A 19,443-nucleotide genomic window follows, 5' to 3' on the forward strand; every position below is an offset into this window, starting at 1 on the left:
ACTTTCCATCAGGTTGAGCTTGAACAACCCGACCCTACCGGAAAAACACTGGTGACCGCCGCTATCCTGCTACACCACGCCCCGGGACATCATCCTTGCGAGCTTGTGATCATTCGCCGAGGAGCGCTCGCAGATCTTTCATCAGCAGGAAGAGATGATAGGGGTCGGTCGGACTCGGCTCGAAGTCGAACTGCTCATACCAGGCGCGCGCTTCATCGTCCTTGGCATGAACGAGAAGCGCTCGGATACCTGCAATTTCGGCAGCTTGAGCCGTGCGCAGCAGTGCATCCTTGAGCAACGCTTTGCCCAGCTCCTTTCCCTGCTCGGCTCGGTCGATGGCAAGCCGCGCGAGGAGCATTACCGGGATCGGATAACGGGCAAGCCCTTTGCCAACACGACTGGGAGCGTCGGCATGTTCAACGGCGCCGACCACGAGGCTGTAATAGCCCGCGACACGCTGCTCCCCGCGGCACACGACATAGGTCTGAGCGCTGCCCGCTTTCTGGTTGACCAGAGCGTAGCGTTGCAGGAAACGATTCAGAGGTTCCTTGCCGCAATCAAACGCGTCGACCTCGTGGGAGGCATCGAGCTTTTGGACGGCAGAGAACGATTGGTTCTCCGCCGTCACTCAAGCGCGCTCCTCTTAGCGAGCAGTCTGGCGAGGCGCGGCTTGCTCTGGACGGGGCGGTCGAGAACATCCTGGAAGGTTTGCCACTGGGCGTCATCCAGCCGGAACATGCGCCGATCGACGAGCGCTTCCTCGGCGGCACGAATGCCCGCCTCGAGCAGGAACTCCGTCACGTTCTTGTGCGAGAACGTGGCTGCACGCTGCAGCAGCGCCTTCATGGTCGGCGTGGTGCGCACCTCGATACGTTCGGACTTTGCTTCGGCTACGGGCATGGCTGATCTCCTGTCCCAATTCCTGTATCATACGGACAACGTACGGACAAGAAGTTCATTGGGGTGACTGGCCGGCCGTCGTAGCTGCCGGAGCGGAAGCTGGCGGTTCCGCTGTGCACGACCCCGCCCGTCAGGCTCGCCCAGCCCGTGGTGGTGCCGAGATCCAGGGCGAGAATGGCGCTGCCCGCGGATGTCGAGATGACCGGGGCCGGATGGGGCGCGCTCTTGGCGAGGGGTGACGGGCACTGGCTCATGGTGGTGGGAGTGGGAGAACCCGCCGCAGGCGCGTGGCAGAGCGCCGGCTTGGCGGCGCCCGCACGGGTCGTGACGGCACAAGGTGCGGCAGCGGCAGCAATGGCGAGGAGGCTGCTGCGCATGGCGCCTCCCGTCACTGCAGCACGAGCTCGACCCGCCGGTTCTTGGCGCGACCTGCCTCGTCGCTGTTCGGAGCCGCCGGCACGAGGGGCCCGACGCCGCGGGCCAGCATCTGCCCGGCCGGGACGCCACGAGCCACGAGCGCCGCAGCCACCGCCTTGGCGCGCCGGTCGGACAGGTCGAGGTTGTAGTCGAGCTTGCCCTGGCTGTCGGTATGGCCGACGACATAGACCTTGGCCTTGCTCGTCTTGAGGTAGCGGACCATCTCGGCGAGCTGGGGCTCCGACTCGGGCTTGAGCTCGGCCTTGTCGGTGTCGAAGAAGAGACCGTAGAGCGCAACTGCCCCCTTGTTCTGCAGCCCGGCCGCGATGGCCTCACTCTTCACCGTCTCGATGCGCTGCTCCATCACCCCGGGCTGGACCACCTCCACGAGTGCCAGGACATAGCCTGTCAGCGCTTTGGAGATGTCGCCATGAGAGCCGCCCTCGCTGCGTGCGACGAACAGCGCGACATAGGCGGCACCCGGCCCGTCGCCCTTGCTGAGCAGGGCATAGCGAATGTCGCGGCCTCCGTCGAATACGGTAGGCGACAGGCGCCCGCGGGCGCTCGAGGCGGCGCCTCCGCTGACGTGCGAGGCCTTGTTGTTCCAGTGATACTTCAGCTCCTTGAAGGGCTGGCCGCATTCATCGGTGCCGGAGCAGCTGAAGACGACGCCGAAGCCCTGTCCGCGCAGATGCTCCTCGAAGTTGCGGATGACCTCGAGCGTCGAGCGGCCGGGCGGCACTGCATACACCGTGCGCGTCACCTGGCCCTCGGCCCTGACGGTCTTCGTGAAGCGTTTATCGCCCTTGAACTCGGCCGGCCCTGCCGGCAGCGTCAGCTCATCGAAAGCGGCGGTGCTCTGCAGGAGCAGGGTCGAGCCACCATAGCGCCCCGTCCATGGATGGTCTTTGGTGCCGGCCATGTCCTTGGAAAGCGCTTCTTCGTAATAGCCGTCCCTGGCGGACACGGATCCCGCGCCGAGGCTCACGGCGAGGGCAAGAACGGCGGCAGTCAATGCAAAGGCTCTCGTCACGGTTGGGGTCTTCTCCGACGCGCTGTGGCTTCATCTGGACATTGCCGTCTGGGACGGCGAAGTCTTGAACAAATCGGACATGCCCCACCAAGGCGTTCAGCTCCACAGCGCCAGCGGGCGCGCGGCACCGGCGCGGTATCGGCCCGTCCGTGTGCGCGCTGCGGGCCCGCCTGGTCCCGCAGGAAAGCGACGGGCGGCAAAGCGATGAAGCGGAAGTTCCGGCAAAGGTGGGACTGGTCGGCATAGCCCCGCACACGCCCTGGCATCGATGCCGTGACGCTCGACGGCCATCATGGCCGCGGCGCGCAGCGCGCGGTACTTCACGGCGAGCGTCTTGGGCATCGCGCCGTAGCCATCGAGGATGATCCGTTGCAGATAGCGCCGCCCGATGCCGAAGGTCCGGCTCAGGGCGTCGAGCGACAGATCCGGCGAGCGCTCGAGCCAGTCGTTGGTCACCATGACGAGGCGCATCTGCATTTGGATAATGCGGCCGCAGCCGCCAGGCGAGAGTCATAGCAAGGCCGCAACGCCGCCAACAAGGCGCAGGCACATTTGCGTGCGGCAAGCCTGCCGTCCGTGCGCAAGAACACAAGGCAAGAAGCAGCGGCCTGTTCCATGTGGCCGCCGAAAGCCGCTTGCGACCTCCTTCCGCGTCGTGGCAATGGCGGCCCTGTTCTCCGCCTCCGTTCTGGCTCCGGCCGTCGGCATCGTCCTGGTGGTGGAGCTCACGGGCGCTTATGCCCTCACGCTGCCGCAGCGGCCTCGCGGCGACGGCTAGGCCACCTCGCGCGCGTCTGGCGCGCGTGTGACGAGTGCCCGTCGGCGCATTCGCAGCGCGTCCCGCTTGGGCGGGGCCTGGAAGAGGCGGCCGTATTCGCGTGTGAACTGCGACACGCTCTCGTAACCGACCTCGAAGGCGGCACTCGTGGCCGTGCATCCTTCCTCCAGCATGAGACGGCGCGCCTCGATGAGCCGCAGCCGCTTCTGGTACTGGCCCGGAGACAGCGACGTCAGGCGCTTGAAATGCTGGTGGAAGGCGGTGAGGCTCATGTTCGCCGCCGCTGCGAGCTGCTCGACGCGGATGCGTGAGCGATAGTCCCGCCGCAGGATGGCGATGGCGGCGCCGAGGCGGCTGGCGTAGCTGGTCGGGTCGGCGAGGGTGCGCAGTACCTCACCATGCGGGCCGGACAGAAGCCAGTAGTGCAGCTCCCGCAGGATTCCTTCGTACAGGATGGGCACCGCATCGGGGCGATCCAGCAGCCGCATCAGGCGCAAGGCGCAGTCGAGAACGAGCGCGCTCGCATCTTCGGTAAAGAGGGTGCGTGTTCCGGGCAGAGAAGGAGGGCCGCCGCCCGTCTGCGCGGCGAGCTCGGCCAGGAGACCCATGCGCAGCTCAACGGCCACGGCGAGATAGGGCTTCTCCCGGCTCGCCTGCACGATGCGGCCGACGACCGGCATGTCGGCGCTCACGATGACCGATTGCCCCGCCGAGACGATGCGTTGCTCCTGACCCACTGTCATGAGCTTCGCCCCCTGCAGGACAAGGCAAACCAGCGGTCGGTAAACGGAGTGCAGATCGCCGCGCGGCGTCGCCACGCACATCATCCTCAGCCCCGGAATGGGCGTTGCTGCAAGCCCGTCGAGATTGGCGTGAAGGGCAGCATAATCCCTTACTGCCGCCTTGAGAGCATCCATCACGTCCCTCCGGGGTCCGGCCAGCGTTGCGCACCATATGGGGACGCCGCCTGCGGAAAAAACCCTCCCTGCAGTATGGCATGTCAGGGGCGTCAGTTCCGCAACAGCTATGCTCATGAAGGGCTCGACGGGCACAAAGCACTGCAGGACACTTTCCGTTTTGCCTCAGACCTTCTTAACTATATTGATCGCGTGCAAATGTCGATTTGATTGAAATCGGTAATCTTATTTGTATTCTTATTATAGAATATGCCATGGCCGTCGAAGGGGCGCATTGTTTCGGGTGCGAGCGACAAGCGTAAGGGGCTATCTCTAAAGAAGGTAAAGGCACAACACGTGGCGCTATTTACTCTTCGTCGGATTGGAGGAACCGGGGAGGGGGGCATGCGATCCATCTGGTGCTCTGTGTTCATCGCTGCCTTGCTGGCGATCATCCCGGCGTATGCGTTCAACGCCGGTGCGCCCGTGCCGTCGGGCAACGGCATGCTGGAGCCGGTTCAAGACGGGAAGCTGCCGCCTGGCTACCGCTGGATCGTGCTGGCAAGTGATCTGGACCCGGATCAGCTTCCCATGCAGCGCTACTTACGGCTCCTGCCATGGGCCACGTTCAATGTCGTGAAGACGCGGACGGGCTACTGGGCGCTGATCATTGGCCCGTACGAGAGAAGGCAGGCGGAATCGATTGCCGCCGATCTCAAGGCCCGAGGCTTCATCCCGTACGACGCCTATCTCAGTTCGGGAAACGGGTTCCTGCCCTTCTAGGCTCAGTGGCTCTCTCCGCGACATACCTCCCAGAACGTCGCATATGCCTTGCGGCACACCAGCCTGCTGAAAGCCCGGCCACCAAGGAGGCGGCCGTCGTTTTTTGCGTGCCTGGATGGGGGCGGGGCGCCGCGAAGGAGCCGGAATTCTCATGACCGCGGCAACGCGCATAAGGATCATTATGGAACCAAAAAATGCTGGTCTGACGGCCGCCTTGGGCACCACCGTCAGTCATGGCGGTGATCCAATGGGTTCACGTCGGCACGCAAGCCATTCAGATGCCTGTCGAATGCCTGCTCGAAAGCGAGCCGCGCCAGGTCCTTCGGCTTGCCGTCCCGAAACCGCTGGCCGCTGTCGGCCAGCACCGGCGAGTCCGGGTGGTGACGCCGGAACATCTCCAGCTGCGCCTCAAGGCCCGCCACCGTCGATTGCTCAATCGCGATGGCGTGACCTGCCCCCACCGAGCCGTACCACTCGAAGCCAGGTAGAGTCCGTCATCCAGAGAGGACGGACATGCGCAAGAGTCGATTCACCACGGAACAGATCATCGGGTTCATCAAGCAGGCCGAGGCCGGGATGGCGGTGTCGGAGCTGGGCCGGCAGCATGGCTTCAGCCCGGCCAGCTTCTATGCCTGGCGCGCGAAGTACGGCGGCATGGAGGCCGATGATGCTAAGCGCCTGAAGGAGCTGGAGTCGGAGAACAGCCGCCTGAAGCGGCTGCTGGCGGAGACGCACCTGGACATCGAGGCGCTGAAGATCGGCTTCGGGGTAAAACGCTAGCCCCGCAACGCAAGCGCGAGGCGGTCCGCCGCATGCTCGAGGCTTTGGCCGTGAGCGAGCGACGAGCCTGCCGCCTTGCGGGGCTGTCCCGCGATGCCTTTCGCCACCCGCCTGTGCCGGCACCTGCGACGCAGGCGCTGACGACCAGGATCATCGAACCGGCGCAGGTGCGCCGCAGGTTCGGCTATCGCCGCCTGCACGACCTGCTGCGCCCGGAGTATCAGACCGTGAACCACAAGAAGGTCTATCGCCTGTATCGCAAGGCGAACCTGACCGTGCGCCGCCGCAAGAAGGCCCGCAGGCCGTCCGTCGAGCGCCAGGCACTGTCTGCGGCTGCCTCGCCCAATGCCGTCTGGAGCATGGACTTCGTCAGCGACGCGCTGGCCAATGGTCGCCGGCTGAAGTGCCTGACCGTCGCCGATGACTTCACCCACGAGTGCGTCGACATCACCGTCGACCATGGCATCAGCGGTGCCTATGTCGTGCGCGTTCTGGACCAGGCCGCCCGGTTCCGCGGCTATCCGCGCGCCGTGCGTACCGACAACGGCCCCGAGTTCACCAGTCGCGCCTTCATCGCGTGGGCCCAGCAGCACGGCATCGCGCATCTGCTGATCGAGCCTGGCCGCCCCATGCAGAACGGCTACATCGAGAGCTTCAACGGCAAGTTCCGCGACGAGTGCCTGAACGAGCACTGGTTCACCTCGCTCGCCCAGGCCCGCGAGGTGATCAGCGAATGGCGGAGGGACTACAACGAAGTCAGACCGCACAGCAGTTGCGGCCGCATCCCGCCCGCCCAGTTCGCCGCCAACCACCGCACCCAAATCCATCACCCCAAGGTACCCTTCAACCCTGGACTCTCCCAGTAATGGCTGGTACGGCTACTGGGGGCAGGTCAGGCGAGCAGCAGATACTCGATGGTTTCCGCCAGGTCCTGATCCAGACTCGTCAGTCGATCACCGAGGCCACATCGCTCGTCGCTGGTCACGATGCCCATCCACGCCAATCACTCTCGCGACGGGCTAGAACGAGCGAATTGTGGCATTTTGGCGGGCTCGGTCACCACCGATATGCATAGCTGAGAGCCGTCCTGAAGCCGTCGTTGTTGTAATCGTTTCGCTGCCAGGCCACGGCCGCGCGGAGCACCGAGTTTGCCGCCAGATTCACGTTCACGCCGAGCCCTGCATATGGGTTCATGTCATCGCCGGGGCCCCGGTCATAGGCGAAGGCGCCGATGTACGGGATGGCACCGGTGAACTCTTTCCGGTTGTTCATCAGCTTGATCGAGGCACCAGCCGTCACGTCGAACTCGAACAGGTCGCTCAGCTTGTGGCGGACATTCAGGCCTACGTCGAGATCAGTTCGTTCGTTGCCCAGTTTGCCGTAGGTGGCCAGGAACTCGGCTCCACTCGTTTCCGTGTAGGCGTCACGGGTGACCTTGTGGTGGGACAGGCTAACCTGGGATGTGATGGAAGTTTTCTCACCCAACCCGAATCCATAGGCGGCCGTCACGGCCACACGGTGTCCTTCAATCGTGGATCGGCCCTTGCCCGGCTCCGTCATGGGCAGCGTGTCGCGCCAGATGGACACCCCCTGGCTTAGGTAGGAGCCCGACAGCGTCAGGCTCAGACCGCTGCCATCCCGCTCCTGTTCGAAGCGGATGAAGGCCCCTACTCCCGGCCGCAGGTCGCCCCTGGCCTCATAGTTCTCGACGAGATCGGTGTGGTACGGGACGTTGACTGCGCCACCGATGACGACGTTGCCGCTCAACTGGAAGGCACCAAACGCGCCGGTCGTCGCCCGGCCATTGCCATTAGTCGCGTCGTAGCTGGTGAAGACGCCGACACAGGCGCCACGCGTACCGACATCGCAGCGTGCCTCGCTCAGGCTGCTCAACGCCGTCTGATAGAGGTCGAGAACGCCATAGCCACGGCTCGCAGTGCGCCCCATGGCGTAGACGGAATTGGTCGCATCGACGGCAACTATGGTACCGGAGTACTTGAGCTTCCAGATGGCAGCGTGGGTCAGACCAAGATCGGTGTCGGATACACCGACAACGACCGTGCCGTCATCGGTGACGCCTCTGGCTTCCGAAATGCCACTATTGTCGCTCTTGAGCGTGCCCAGGCCGAGCATCCCGAATTCTTCGCCCCAAATGAATGCTTGGGGGCCACCCAACGGCGTCGCAATGGTGGCCGAGCCGACAACGAACCTTCCGTTGGACGAAACGCCCCACGCCCAGGAGTCGCCTCCCGGCATCAGGGCTCCGAGGTCCTGCATGCCGACGCCGTCAATCCAACGGAAGGCATGCATGTTCCATGTATCCGTCGTCGCGTAGCCGACGACAACGTTACCGTTGGAAGAAACGCCAGCAGCATAGGATGAACCTGCATTGTCGGAACGCAATGTTCCGAGACCGGTCATCCCGACGCCCTCGACCCACCGAAAGGCCATGGAAGAGAGGCCTATCTCGGAAAATCCAACAACGACTTTCCCGTCGTGGGAAACACCCTTGGCGCTGGTATTGCCGACCCCCAGTGATCCAATGTCCTGGAATCCGACGCCTTCAACCCAGCGAAATGCTCGCAAGACACCAAGATTGTCGTAGTCCCCAACGGCGACGTTTCCATCCCCCGAAACAGCATAGGCCACTGCTTCAACACCAACGGGGGAGATTACATCTATCGTATTGTTCTTGTGGCGAAATGCACGCCAGCTGACACCTCCACCAAAGCTGCCGTATCCGACGACCGTCGAGCCGTCCGCAGAGATGCCAAAAACAGCCGAACCCGCGCCGAAGGCCGTCACACTGGCGCCGTTCCAAAATGCTCCAGACGTAATACCTCCAGAGGAGAGCAGACCGGCGTACTTTAACCCGTCAGCGGACAGGCCATAGATGAACGAACTGACCGTCCCAGACGGCAAGTAGGGGGAAAACCGTTCGATGATCTCGGGAGTCTGAGCGAAACCGATCTGAGCGCCCGCAAGAAAAAACGCAGCACACGCTGCGCCTGACACTCCACTCCGCATCCCCTCCCCCGAGGCCCGCTTTCGTTATTATGACACTGAGTCGGACCCTAATGGGTCAACGCAGGATTGAAAAGAGGGGCAGATTACCACCGATATGCGTAGCTGAGTGCCGTCCTGAAGCCGTCGTTGTTGCAGTTGTTTCGCTGCCAGGCCACGGTCGCGCGGAGCACCGAGTTTGCCGCAAGGTGCCTAGCGACTTGATCCCATCTGCTTCGTCCAGCGAATGGCCTTAAAGAGGCTATTGCTGTCGATGAAATAACCGGAAAGGACGTTTCCGTCGTCGGAAACACCGGTTGCAGTAGAGAAACCAGATGGCACCAAAATGCCCGTCAGAATTCCTCCATTATAGGAGAACGCTTGGCAGTCGCTCCTTCCTGCAGCATCCCGACAGCGGTTGCGGCATCGCGCGAAATGCCTGTCGCGTCAGCGTAGGAGACCGTATCGGCCATTGGGATGACGACCGGGATTTCGATTGCCCGATGATGGGCGTAGGGGCGCGGTGAGCCGGCTCACGGCCACGGAACAGGCTGCGGCAACGAGCCACCAGGTCCGCAGGTCGCCGTTCCTCATGACGTATTCGAGGACGAGCTCGGCACCGAGGCCCCTGCCCTGATGCTCTGGAGCGATGACGAGGGCACGGCCGATGGAGCCGCCGCAGGGACAGCCGTCGGGCGCGAGCAGCAGGAGACCAGCTCGACCTCGACGAACGATCAGCCTTCAGCGCGGAGAGACGGTGTCTGAAGGGCCGTCGGCCCGACCGCAAAGACCCGGGGCAGGTGAGCTCCTGTTCTCGCCAGACGCGATCGAAGTCCTTCGCGTAGATGTCGTCGACATCGAGGAGCTCTTCCTCGCTCTCGGGCTCTTCATACAGATCAGGACCAACGAGAATCTCGATCTTGCTGGAAGTCGGATCAAACACGCCTTTATCCATGAACCGGAGAGCTCGGCCTGGACCGATGTCGTCGACCGGACGGCCAATGCGCGCCCTGGATGGTCCGTCGGCGGCTAGGCTCTGAACCAAACCAAAGCCCTGAAATCCAAGGCCCGGCCACCGCGCCGGGGCTTTGTTTTGCGCGCCTGCCCTCTCCCAACGAAGGCTGGATGAAGCGCCTCCTTTTCGGCGCTGGATGCCAGCGAGAGGATTGGCCGCGGGATGGAGACCAGCTGGCAGCTAGACGGCGCAACCTACGACCGAGTGAGAAACATATAAATTTCACTCACTTATGGATTGAAAACCCAACAGTGCCTGAAACCCAGACGCCAGACACAACAAAACGTCACGACAAACACCCAATGGCGATGGCCATCATGGTTCGCGGTTCAGTGATGGTGGTGGGGGTATACCCGGCAGACAGCGTCAGGCGTCTTCCGGCGAAGGGTCGAAGAGCGCCCTGATCGCCCGCGTCTGGGCTTTCCAGTCGGCCTCAAGGAGGCGCTGCGTGGTCTCGAGGGAACGATGCCCCGCAAGCGCCTGCACGTCGCGCGCCGTGCCGCCCACCTGCTTCATCGTCCGCCCTGCCCTCACGATGAACGTCCGACGCGCGTCGCGGCCGCCATCCATGGACACCCTCGCCTTGTCGGCGAGCTTCCAGAGGACGTAGCCGATCGAGGTCGGCCGCATTTCCTGATAGACGGAGATGCCCGGCAGATCTCCTTCCCGGTCCCCGAAGAGCGCGCGCTCGCTCACAATCAGTGGATCGTTCGGCGAGCCGGGAAAGCTCTCGAGCACCTCGATGAGGGCCCGCTTGAGCCGGCCGTTCGGTGCCAGCGGGATCCGGCGCGGCTTCAGGTACTTTCCCTTCTTGCCGGCGAGAGAGATGTGGTCGCCGACGAGGCCATCGTCCGTCTGTACCGCGAAGCGTCGCAGCCCAGAGATCTCCTTCGGCGTGAGGCCGGCATCGCAGGCCAGGAGCACGATAGCGCGGTTGCGCGCCGGGTAGCGCGTCTGTGCGCAGGCCGCGAGGAGCTTTCCGATCTCCCGCTCGCTGAGTGTTCCCTTTACGGCCCAATACTCCGGCATCGCGGCTCACCGTCACAAACGCGCAGCTGGAACACTAGCATTTGTTCCCGTTTTGTCCATCTTCCGCCAGGTCCGAGCCTCGGGCAGGGCAGCACGAGGTCTCGCATGCTGAAGGACACTGAGCCGGCGAGAGCAGGAGTTCGAGCCGACCGTGCCCTTCACCGTCATCATGGACGGTGAACGCACTGCCTCCCCCCTGAAATCCATATTTTATTTGGTTCCGAAATACCGGACGGGCCCTAATGTACCGGCCTGGCCGCCGCAAACCTCCTCCCCTCAGGAGTGCTCGGGCGGGTCCGGCTCGTCCGCCAGGCCGGGCGGCTGCTCGGCCTCGTTCATCGGCTGGCGGGTGAAGCCGCGCACGGTCGGGCTGGTCTCCTCGGCATCGCGGCGGATCTCGACGGAGCTGAGCGTATAGGCGGTCAGCAGCTCCGCGATAGAGCGCAGCGCATGCATGTGGATGCGCTCATAGCCGTGTGACGCATCGACGCCGAAGGTGACGAGCGCCGCCCGCACATCGTGGCCGGCGACGACTGCCGAGGCGGAATCGGAGCGATAGCAGCGGAACGTGTCCTTCTGATAACGGATGTCGTTGTCGCGGCACAGGCGCACGAGCTTCTGCGTCAGGTGGAAGTCGAACGGGCCGGTCTGGTCGGCCATGGCAATGGTGACGCCGAACTCGTCCGAATTCTGCCCCGGCCCTGTCGTGCCGTTGTCGACGGCCACGATCGAGGCGACGTCGTTGGTCAGGGCCGCTGAGGCTCCGACGCCCGTCTCCTCCGCGATGGTGAAGATGAACTGGGTGTCCACCTCCGGCCGGGCCCCCTCCTCCTTGAGCGCCTTGAGCGCCGCAAGAAGGATCGCGACCCCGGCCTTGTCATCGAGGTGGCGCGAGACGATGAAGCCGTTTTGCAGAAACTCCGGCTGCGGATCGATGGCGACGGTGTCGCCGACATCGATACCGAGGTGCACGAGATCGCGCTGGCTGCGCGCCAGCGCGTCAACGCGCAGCTCCACGAAGGGCCAGCCGGCGGGCTGGTTGTCGACCTCCTCGTTGAAGATGTGCCCGGAGGCCTTGAGCGGCAGGATCGTGCCGCGGTAGCTGCCCTTCTCGCCAAAGACGGTGGCACGCGCGCCCTCGGCGAAACGGGCCGACCAGGTGCCGATGGGCACGAGCGCGAGCCTGCCATTCTCCTTCAGCCGCTGCACCTGGGCGCCGAGCGTGTCGACATGGGCGATGAGCGCCCGCGCCGGCCGGCTCTCGCGCCCCTCGAGGACGGCGCGGATGGCGCCGCGGCGCGTCAGCTCATAGGGCACGCCGAGCCGCTCGATCTCCAGGCAGACCTCGCGCACGATGGTGTCAGTATAGCCGGTGGGGCTCGGGATGCCGAGGAGGCGCGCCAGCACGGCCGCGAGATAGGCCGTGTCGATGGTCAGGCGTTGCATCGGTCCCGCCCGTCGAAAAGCGCGGCCTGCCGCACCGTCGCCGGCATCGAGAGCGGAAAGAGCAGGTCAACGAAGCGCTCCGCCGTCGGCTGCGGTTCGTGGTTGGCCAGGCCGGGGCGCTCATTCGCCTCGATGAAAGCATAATCGGGCTCGCGCGGCGAGCGCACCATGAGATCGATGCCGACGACCGGGATGTCGATGGCGCGCGCCGCCGCCACCGCCGCCGCGACGAGACGCGGATGCACCTCGGACGTCACGTCGTGAATGGTGCCGCCGGTGTGCAGGTTCGCCGTGCGCCGCACGGTGATTTCCGCCCCCGCGGGCGCGACATCGTCAAGCCCGAAGCCTGCCGCCGCCACGCAGCGCTCGGTCTCGGCATCGAGGGGGATGGCGGATTCCCCGCCGGTGGCCGCCGCCCGCCGGCGGCTCTGGCGCTCGATGAGCTCGCGGATGGTCGCGCGCCCGTCGCCGACAATGCGTGCCGGCCGGCGCACGGCCGCGGCGACGAGCCGGTAGTCGATGACGACGAGGCGCAGGTCCTCGCCGGCGACGCGCTGCTCGACGAGCACGCGGTCGCAATAGAGCCTGGCGTTGGCGATGGCCTGCTCCAGCTGCTCCATCGTCTCCACGCCGACGGCGATGCCGCGGCCCTGCTCGCCACGCGCCGGCTTGACCACCAGCAAACGGTGCTCCGCGAGAAAAGCTTCGAGCGCCTCGCGGCCGTCTGCCTCGATCTGGGCCGGCACGGTGAGCCCTGCCCGTTCGACCACCCGTCGCGTGACGGCCTTGTCGTCGCAGATGGACATGGCGACGCCCGTCGTCAGCTCCGACAGGCTCTCGCGACAATGCACGGTGCGCCCGCCGTAGGAAAGCCGGAAGAAGCCGCCTGCCGCATCCGTTACCTGGACGTCGATGCCCCGCCGGCGCGCCTCGTCGACGATGATGCGCGCATAGGGGTTGAGTTCCGCCTCGGGACCGGGGCCTACGAACAGGCGCTCGTTGATGGGATTCTTGCGCTTCAGGGTGAAGAAGGGCACGCGGTAGAAGCCGAGCTTCTCGTAAAGCGCGATGGCCTGCTCATTGTCGTGCAGCACCGACAAGTCGGTGAAGGCAGCCCCGCGGGCCTTGAAGTACTCGACGATGTGGCGCACCAGCGCCTCGCCGATGCCGGGCCGGGTGGCCTGGGGGTCGACGGCAAGACACCACAGGGAGGAGCCGCGGGCGGGATCCCCGAACGCCCGGCCGTGATCGACGCCCATGACCGTGCCGATGACGTTGCCGGTGAGCTCGTCCTCGACCACGAAACACGTCACGGCGCGGCTGTCGCGCTGCGACCAGAAAAAGTCGGGCCGCACCGGCACCATGCCGCGCGTCGCATAGATGCGGTTGACGGCATCCGCATCGGCCGCCGAGGCGAGGCGCCGGATGAAGAAGCCCGCCGGGCGCCGGCGCGCCGTCTTGTAGGTCGCAAGATCGAGCCGGTAGGTGTGCGAAGGATCCAGAAACATCTCCTGCGGCGCCAGCGACAGCACGACGTGCGGGTCGCGCACGTAGACGGCGATGTCGCGCCGCTCCGGCGCCTCGGCCCGCATGGTCTCGACGAGCGCCTCCGGGCTCTCGAACGTCTGGCCGAACAGCAGGCGCCCCCAGCCGCAATCGACCGCCGCCCCCGTCTCCAGCCGCTCGGCATCGGCGTTGCGCCCCTCGCCGAAGGGCGGCACCATCGCCTGGTTGCGCATGCGTTCAAGCCGGTGGGCATAGGCGCCGCGCCCACGCCGTGAGGTCGAACCTGTCATCTATCTCTCCCGGTCAAAGGCCGTGCGTCTGCAGCCACATCTCGAGCAGGGCGACCTGCCACAGCTCGGAGCCCCTCAGGGGCGTGATGGCACTCTTGGGATCGGCGAACAGGCGCGCGAGATAGCGCTCGTCGAACAGTCCGCGCTCGCGCGCCTTCTGCGATGTGAGGGCGGCCGTCACCATCTCAAGCGCCGGGCCCTCGATGTATTTCAGGGCCGGCACCGGAAAATAGCCCTTCTTGCGGTCGATGACCTCGTGCGGGATCACCCGGCGCGCCGCCTCCTTCAGGACACCCTTGCCCCCCTGGCTCAGCTTCTGGACCGGGGGAATGCGGGCGGCGAGCTCCGCCAGCTCGTAGTCGAGGAAGGGCACCCGCGCCTCAAGGCCCCAGGCCATCGTCATGTTGTCGACGCGCTTTACCGGATCGTCCACCAACATCACGGTGGAATCGAGCCTGAGCGCCTTGTCGACGGGCTCCGGAGCGCCGGGCCGGGCGAAGTGCTCTTCCACGAAGGCGCGTGCCTCGTCCCGTGTCAGGTGCCATTCGGGGCCGAGGTGTGTGCCGAGCCGCGCGTTGTCGCGGTCGAAGAAGTGCCGGGCATAATCGTCGACGGGCGTGTTGGAGTTCAGCAGCGGCGGATACCAGTGATAGCCGCCGAAGATCTCGTCCGCTCCCTGCCCGGACTGCACTACCTTGATGTGCTTCGCCACCTCCTGCGACAGCAGGAAGAAGCCGACGTTGTCATAGGACACCATGGGCTCCGACATGGCGCCGATGGTGGCCGGCAGCGCCTCCAGCATGCGCGTGGAAGGGATGAAGATCTTGTGGTGGTCCGTGCCGTAGTGCCGGGCGATGAGATCTGAATAGGCGAACTCGTCGCCCTTCTCGCCGTTCGCTTCCTCGAAGCCGATGGAAAAGGTCATCAGGCCCGCCTGCCCCTCCTCGGCGAGGAGGCCAACGATGAGGCTGGAATCGACGCCGCCCGAGAGCAGCACACCCACCGGCACGTCCGCCACCATGCGCCGCTTCACCGCCTGGCGCAGGCCGGCCAGCACCATGTCGCGCCACTCCTCGGCCGGGCGCGCGACATCGGCGGGCGCGCGCGTGAAGTCGAGATGCCAGAATGTGCTGTCCTTCCGCGTGCCGTCCGGCTCGATCACCCGGACGGTCGCGGGCGGCAGCTTGCGCACGCCCTTCAGGATTGTGCGCGGCGCCGGCACAACGGCATGGAACGTCATGTAGTGCTGCAGGGCGACCCGGTCGATCGCGGTGTCCACCTTGCCGGTGGCGAGGAGGGCCGGCAGCGACGAGGCGAACATGAGCGCCCCCTCCGCTTCGGCAAGATAGAGCGGTTTGATGCCGAACCGGTCGCGCGCCAGGACAACGCGGCCGCTGTCGCGCTCGTGGATGGCGAAGGCGAACATGCCGTTGAAGCGCCGGACGCAGTCGCTGCCCCAGGCGTGGTAGGCCTTGAGGATGACCTCGGTGTCGCCGTGAGAGAAGAAGCGGTAGCCGAGGGCCTCGAGCTCCTCGCGCAATTCCGGATAGTTGTAGATGCAGCCATTGAAGGCGATGGTCAGGCCAAGCTCGGCATCGACCATGGGCTGCTCGGCCTTGTCGGTGAGGTCAATGATCTTGAGCCGGCGGTGACCGAGGCCCACGCGCCCGCGCACGACGACACCGCCGGAATCCGGCCCGCGCGGGGCCATTGTCGCGGTCATCCGCTCCAGCATGGCAATGTCCGCCGGACGCCCGTCGAACCTCAAATCACCGCAAATACCGCACATCGGCCCGTCATTCTCCCCGATCGCCGCCTCTCCGGCGCCCCCACCCAAGGGGTCAACGCCCGATCGGCCGTTGGGTTCCGGGATTGTTTGAAACGACGCGCGGGCCGATGTCAGGCACGGAAGTCGACGCGAACGGGAGGGGTTCGGAAACAGCACTCAAATCGGGACGGACTCCGGCAAGGCGGGAGTCATGCGCCCGTCGCAGTCCTGTCCCGGCAAAGTTTCAGTGCTTCATTCACCCAATGGTCAGCCAAGTCATGGCAGGATGCTGTGCATGCGGGGCGGAAGGCCCCGGAAGACGGGTTTCCTGGCGACGATGTCCCCTCCTCCCTCAGCCTCCGGCGCGGGCCATCTCCCTGTGGCCGATCAGGGCACGGCGCCGCGCGCAACGAGCCAGCTGCCGGACAACGCGCTGCTCGCCATCCTCACGGTCGTGCTCTCAACAGCGTTCTTCGCCATGGGCGATGTCGCCGCCAAGCTGTTGACGGACACCGTGCCGGCCATCGAGGTGACGTGGCTGCGATACATCGTGTTCTGCGCCATGGTCCTGCCGGCGGTGTTCGTGCTGCGGGGGCCGGCAGCCATGCGGACGCAGCGCATGCGCCTCCAGATCATCCGCGGCCTTGGCATGGCAGGCTCCTCCGTCCTCTTCATCCTCGGCCTGCGCTATCTGCCAGTCGTCTCGGCGAGTGCGATCAACTTTGTCTCGCCGATCTTCATCACCGCGCTGTCGATCCCCCTGCTCGGCGAAAAGGTGGGGGTCAGGCGATGGATGGCCGCCCTCGTCGGCTTCGCCGGCGTCATGGTGGTGGTCCAGCCGGGCGGCGAGACCTTCAGCCCCGCGGCCTTTCTGCCAATGGCGGCGGCGGCGTCCTGGGCCGTTGCCGCCATCACGACGCGCATGATGAGCTCCGAGCGGCCCGAGACGATGCTCGCCTGGTCAGCGGTGGTCGGCCTCGTCACGCTGTCGGCCTTCGTCCCCTTCGAGTGGCACACGCCAACGCTGCGCGAGATCGGCATCGCCTTCCTGATGGGCGCGTTCTCCACCACGGGGCACTGGCTCGTCATCCTCGCCTATCGCAAGGCGCCCGTGTCGATCGTCGCGCCCTTCTCCTACGTCCAGCTCATCTTCGCCGGCGTCCTCGGCTTTGCAGTGTTCGGGACAATCCCTGACATGTGGACGCTCATCGGCAGCGCGATCATCGCCGCAAGCGGCCTCTACACTGCCCACCGCGAGCGCGTCCGCACGATGGGGGCGAAATCCGCCTCCTGAAGCCGGAAGGGGAAGACCTGCCGCCCGTGGCCTCGTGCCCTACACGTTCGGGCAGCTCCGCCGCCCGGTGATTTCGATGTATGAAAGAGCGGGCGGCGGGGGCGCTCGGGACGTGCCTGCCGGCCTTTCGGCGGTCGAACGAGGGGGGCACGACCATGCGCGGGATCGCCACTTTTTTCATCGCTATTGTCGCCGCCGCGCTGGCGGGCGCGGCAGGAGCGGCAGCCCAGACCATCGAGGGCCTCAAGGGCCCGGCCGCCGCCGCGATCCGCGCCGAAGTGCGCAGGAACGGCTTCGACGGCCCCATAACAGCACACGTCTTCTACGGCGACCTCACCGGCACGGGCACGCGGGACGCCATCTCCTTCGTCTACTATCCGACCGGCGGCAACAGCGATGCGCTGGCAACGTGGATCTGGCGTGACACCGGCGCGGGATATGTGCTGGCGCGTGAGCCCTCTATTCAGGAGGTGCACGGCCTCGATCCCAGGGCCGTCCGCTTCTCGCCGGGGCGGATCAGCGTCACCATGACGGTGCCGAGGCCGGGCGACCCGCGATGCTGCCCGACGGGCAAGCGCACCTTCTCCCTGCGGCTCGATCCCGCCGCGGCTCCGCCTGGCAGCAAGTCGTCACGGGCGGGCGGGCGCGTTCCCGACGTGCCGGTGATCGAGAGCGGCAGCGACGGGCAGATGGCCACCTGCGTCATCGGCGTGGTCCGGGGGTTGAACCCCAGAGGCGACGGATTTCTCTCGGTGCGTTCCGGTCCAGGGACGCAGTACCGCAAGCTCGGCGAGCTCTACAACGACGAGATCGTCGAAGTGTTCGAGGTGCGTGGCGATTGGGCGGCGATCGTCTATCGCACGCCCGGGGTCACGTGTGTGTCGAGGATCACCCGCGAGGTTCCCTACGAGAACCGGGGCTGGGTGCACACCGGGTGGCTGGAGATCATCGCCGACTAACCGGTGCGTCCCGGTGGCCGCCCTGTTCGCAAACCGACTGACATGAGGCGCAGCCGTTGCCCCTGAACGGGCGACAGCTGCGTCCGGCGCGCGTGCTAGGCGGATTTCGCCAGCGTCGCGCGGGCGACAGAGAGCCAGTGCAGCAAAAGGCCCTTGTCGTGGGCGTTGAAGGCAGCGCGGCGCTTGAGATCGTCGAACGTGTCGTCCCTGACGATCCGCTCGTAGGTTTCCCGTGCCAGGGCCTCGACGGCCTCCTCGACCGACCCGTCGCCGGACGGGGAAGCGGCCGCAGCCTCCGCGGACGGCGACGCCTCGGCACCGGAAGCCCCCGGCGGCGCCCTTCCCGTCCTCGGCCTTGGCGCCTTCGTCGGGCCCGGCGCGGCCGCATCGTCGTTGGCGGGAACACCCAAGTCGGCACCCGCCGTCACGGCTTCCGCGGCCGACTGTCGCTTGCGGCGCGCGGGCGGCTTCCGCGTCTGCGCCGACGCGCGCGCGCCTTCCGTCTCCTTGTCCTCCATCGCACCCCCTTCCTGCTTTTCCGCGATCCTCGCCAATCCGGCGTCGCGGCTCAAGCTCCAGGGCCGGAGCAGGATCAGGTGCCGGTCGACGCCTCCGCGAGGGCGGGCTCTGCGCCCTGCCATGCATCGCTCGTCAGCAAGAGATAGAGCGCCTCGGCGTCCTTCGCGGTCCTGAGGCGCGACACCAGCGCACTGTCGCGCATGCTGCGGGCCACGCATGACATGGCGACGAGCAGCGGCCGCTCATCCCCTTCCGGCGCGAGAACCAGCATGACGATGTCCGCGGGGATACCGTCCACCGCCTCGAAGTCGACGGCCGGATCGAGCCGGGCGAAAACGCCGACGGGCCTGTCGATACCCCTCACCGTCGCATGCGGAATGGCGGTGCCGCGCCCGAGTCCGATTGTCATGCTGCCCCGGCGGGAGACTACCGCCTCGAAGATGTCGTCCCTGTTGAGGCCGACGCTCTCGGCAGCGATGCGCGAGAGTTCCTTGATCACCTGTCGCCTGTTCGGCGCCGCGATGCGGGCGACAACCCTGTCAGGCGTGATGAGCTCGGAAATCTTCATGGATCGCAGTCCCTTCCCCAGCCCCCCTGTCCCGAAGGACCGACGGCCAATGTTCTTCTTGTTGTCACGAGGATGCCCACACCGCTCACTCGCGGCGGTCACGGGCACGGGCCCATAACGGGATGAGATCCGTTCGGGACTGGCTTTGTTGCCACTGCATCTTCGTCATTGTTGCCCCCGTGTCCCCCCGATATGGACATGATTGAACCGGCTTTCAACCGATGGCAAGGCGCCCGAAAGGAGGGGTGGCAGCCCGGCGAGAAGGGCGGCCCCACCGTTGGCGCAGCGCCCTTCGGGCCCTGCAGGGTGGCTGATGGTGCAGGAAAACAGGGTCGGGTGTTTCGATGATGTCCCGAGAGGTGGCGTAGCTTATGCGATCGCCGTGCCTTCCGAACTGTGCCGGATCAGCTTGCCGCAGCGGGCAGGCTGATGAGCGGATCATCGCTCATTGCGGCGATT

17 protein-coding genes and 1 pseudogene are annotated in these 19,443 nt (G+C 65.7%); 5 read left to right on the forward strand and 13 right to left on the reverse strand.

Features of this window, described 5'->3' with window-relative positions; translation table 11 throughout:
* Positions 1 to 109: 109 nt before the first annotated feature.
* The 4 genes from HNQ73_RS17440 to HNQ73_RS17455 form a co-directional block, all read right to left on the reverse strand.
* Positions 110 to 628 carry a GNAT family N-acetyltransferase gene (locus HNQ73_RS17440; protein ID WP_183336659.1) on the reverse strand — a complete coding sequence of 173 codons (519 nt, stop codon included), beginning with the start codon at positions 626 to 628 and terminating at the stop codon, positions 110 to 112.
* A complete protein-coding gene (locus tag HNQ73_RS17445) occupies positions 625 to 900 on the reverse strand; it encodes a type II toxin-antitoxin system TacA family antitoxin (protein WP_183336661.1) in 276 nt (91 codons plus the stop codon). The genes HNQ73_RS17440 and HNQ73_RS17445 overlap by 4 nt, the downstream gene beginning before the upstream one ends.
* A 388-nt stretch (positions 901 to 1,288) precedes the next feature.
* Positions 1,289 to 2,350: an OmpA family protein gene (locus HNQ73_RS18200; RefSeq protein ID WP_183336663.1), complete on the reverse strand. Its 1,062-nt coding sequence runs from the start codon at positions 2,348 to 2,350 to the stop codon at positions 1,289 to 1,291.
* Positions 2,351 to 2,446: 96 nt separating this feature from the next.
* Positions 2,447 to 2,827 carry a hypothetical protein gene (locus HNQ73_RS17455; RefSeq protein ID WP_183336665.1) on the reverse strand — a complete coding sequence of 127 codons (381 nt, stop codon included), beginning with the start codon at positions 2,825 to 2,827 and terminating at the stop codon, positions 2,447 to 2,449.
* A 166-nt stretch (positions 2,828 to 2,993) separates the two neighbouring features.
* Here HNQ73_RS17455 and HNQ73_RS18205 point away from each other — a divergent pair.
* Positions 2,994 to 3,104: pseudogene (locus tag HNQ73_RS18205) on the forward strand (chloride channel protein); the annotation flags it as partial.
* Positions 3,105 to 3,124: 20 nt separating this feature from the next.
* Here HNQ73_RS18205 and HNQ73_RS17460 read toward each other — a convergent pair.
* A complete protein-coding gene (locus tag HNQ73_RS17460) occupies positions 3,125 to 4,045 on the reverse strand; it encodes an AraC family transcriptional regulator (protein WP_183336672.1) in 921 nt (306 codons plus the stop codon).
* Positions 4,046 to 4,429: 384 nt separating this feature from the next.
* Between HNQ73_RS17460 and HNQ73_RS17465 the strand changes: the two genes are divergently transcribed.
* A complete protein-coding gene (locus HNQ73_RS17465; RefSeq protein WP_183336674.1) occupies positions 4,430 to 4,807 on the forward strand; it encodes a hypothetical protein in 378 nt (125 codons plus the stop codon).
* Between the two features lie 227 nt (positions 4,808 to 5,034).
* Here HNQ73_RS17465 and HNQ73_RS17470 read toward each other — a convergent pair whose 3' ends face one another.
* Entirely contained in the window at positions 5,035 to 5,268 is a 234-nt protein-coding gene (locus HNQ73_RS17470; RefSeq protein WP_183336676.1) for a hypothetical protein, read from the reverse strand.
* 52 nt (positions 5,269 to 5,320) lie between these two features.
* On the opposite strand from HNQ73_RS17470, the gene HNQ73_RS17475 reads away from it, so the two are divergent.
* Positions 5,321 to 6,453, forward strand: a protein-coding gene (locus HNQ73_RS17475; RefSeq protein WP_183336679.1) for an IS3 family transposase whose coding sequence is annotated in 2 segments (ribosomal slippage) — positions 5,321 to 5,576 and positions 5,576 to 6,453 — 1,134 coding nt in all. Because the reading frame shifts where the segments join, the coding sequence is not laid out codon by codon here.
* Positions 6,454 to 6,643: 190 nt separating this feature from the next.
* Here the strand turns inward: HNQ73_RS17475 and HNQ73_RS17480 are convergent.
* The 5 genes from HNQ73_RS17480 to HNQ73_RS17500 all read right to left on the reverse strand — a co-directional run bounded on the left by HNQ73_RS17480 (position 6,644) and on the right by HNQ73_RS17500 (position 15,665).
* Positions 6,644 to 8,602, reverse strand: a complete 1,959-nt coding sequence (locus HNQ73_RS17480) for an autotransporter outer membrane beta-barrel domain-containing protein (protein ID WP_183336681.1) — start codon at positions 8,600 to 8,602, stop codon at positions 6,644 to 6,646.
* Positions 8,603 to 9,971: 1,369 nt separating this feature from the next.
* Positions 9,972 to 10,634 carry a tyrosine-type recombinase/integrase gene (locus HNQ73_RS17485; RefSeq protein WP_183336682.1) on the reverse strand — a complete coding sequence of 221 codons (663 nt, stop codon included), beginning with the start codon at positions 10,632 to 10,634 and terminating at the stop codon, positions 9,972 to 9,974.
* A 276-nt stretch (positions 10,635 to 10,910) separates the two neighbouring features.
* The gene (locus HNQ73_RS17490) at positions 10,911 to 12,080 is read right to left on the reverse strand and encodes an osmoprotectant NAGGN system M42 family peptidase (RefSeq protein ID WP_183336684.1); all 1,170 of its coding nucleotides are present in this window, start codon (positions 12,078 to 12,080) and stop codon (positions 10,911 to 10,913) included.
* Positions 12,068 to 13,876 carry an N-acetylglutaminylglutamine synthetase gene (ngg, locus tag HNQ73_RS17495; protein WP_183336686.1) on the reverse strand — a complete coding sequence of 603 codons (1,809 nt, stop codon included), beginning with the start codon at positions 13,874 to 13,876 and terminating at the stop codon, positions 12,068 to 12,070. The genes HNQ73_RS17490 and ngg overlap by 13 nt, the downstream gene beginning before the upstream one ends.
* Positions 13,877 to 13,889: 13 nt before the next feature.
* Complete coding sequence (locus HNQ73_RS17500) at positions 13,890 to 15,665, reverse strand: N-acetylglutaminylglutamine amidotransferase (RefSeq protein WP_183336688.1); 1,776 nt, start codon at positions 15,663 to 15,665, stop codon at positions 13,890 to 13,892.
* A gap of 358 nt (positions 15,666 to 16,023) precedes the next feature.
* On the opposite strand from HNQ73_RS17500, the gene HNQ73_RS17505 reads away from it, so the two are divergent.
* Positions 16,024 to 16,938: a DMT family transporter gene (locus tag HNQ73_RS17505; protein WP_244650295.1), complete on the forward strand. Its 915-nt coding sequence runs from the start codon at positions 16,024 to 16,026 to the stop codon at positions 16,936 to 16,938.
* A gap of 155 nt (positions 16,939 to 17,093) precedes the next feature.
* A complete protein-coding gene (locus HNQ73_RS17510; protein WP_183336692.1) occupies positions 17,094 to 17,897 on the forward strand; it encodes an SH3 domain-containing protein in 804 nt (267 codons plus the stop codon).
* A gap of 95 nt (positions 17,898 to 17,992) precedes the next feature.
* On the opposite strand, the gene HNQ73_RS17515 is transcribed toward HNQ73_RS17510, so the two are convergent.
* Both HNQ73_RS17515 and HNQ73_RS17520 read right to left on the reverse strand, forming a co-directional pair.
* Positions 17,993 to 18,469 carry a hypothetical protein gene (locus HNQ73_RS17515; RefSeq protein WP_183336696.1) on the reverse strand — a complete coding sequence of 159 codons (477 nt, stop codon included), beginning with the start codon at positions 18,467 to 18,469 and terminating at the stop codon, positions 17,993 to 17,995.
* Positions 18,470 to 18,489: 20 nt separating this feature from the next.
* Complete coding sequence (locus HNQ73_RS17520; protein ID WP_183336694.1) at positions 18,490 to 18,984, reverse strand: PTS sugar transporter subunit IIA; 495 nt, start codon at positions 18,982 to 18,984, stop codon at positions 18,490 to 18,492.
* Positions 18,985 to 19,443 lie beyond the last annotated feature (459 nt).

The sequence above is a fragment of the Chelatococcus composti genome, from assembly GCF_014201415.1.
Lineage (GTDB): Bacteria > Pseudomonadota > Alphaproteobacteria > Rhizobiales > Beijerinckiaceae > Chelatococcus_A > Chelatococcus_A composti.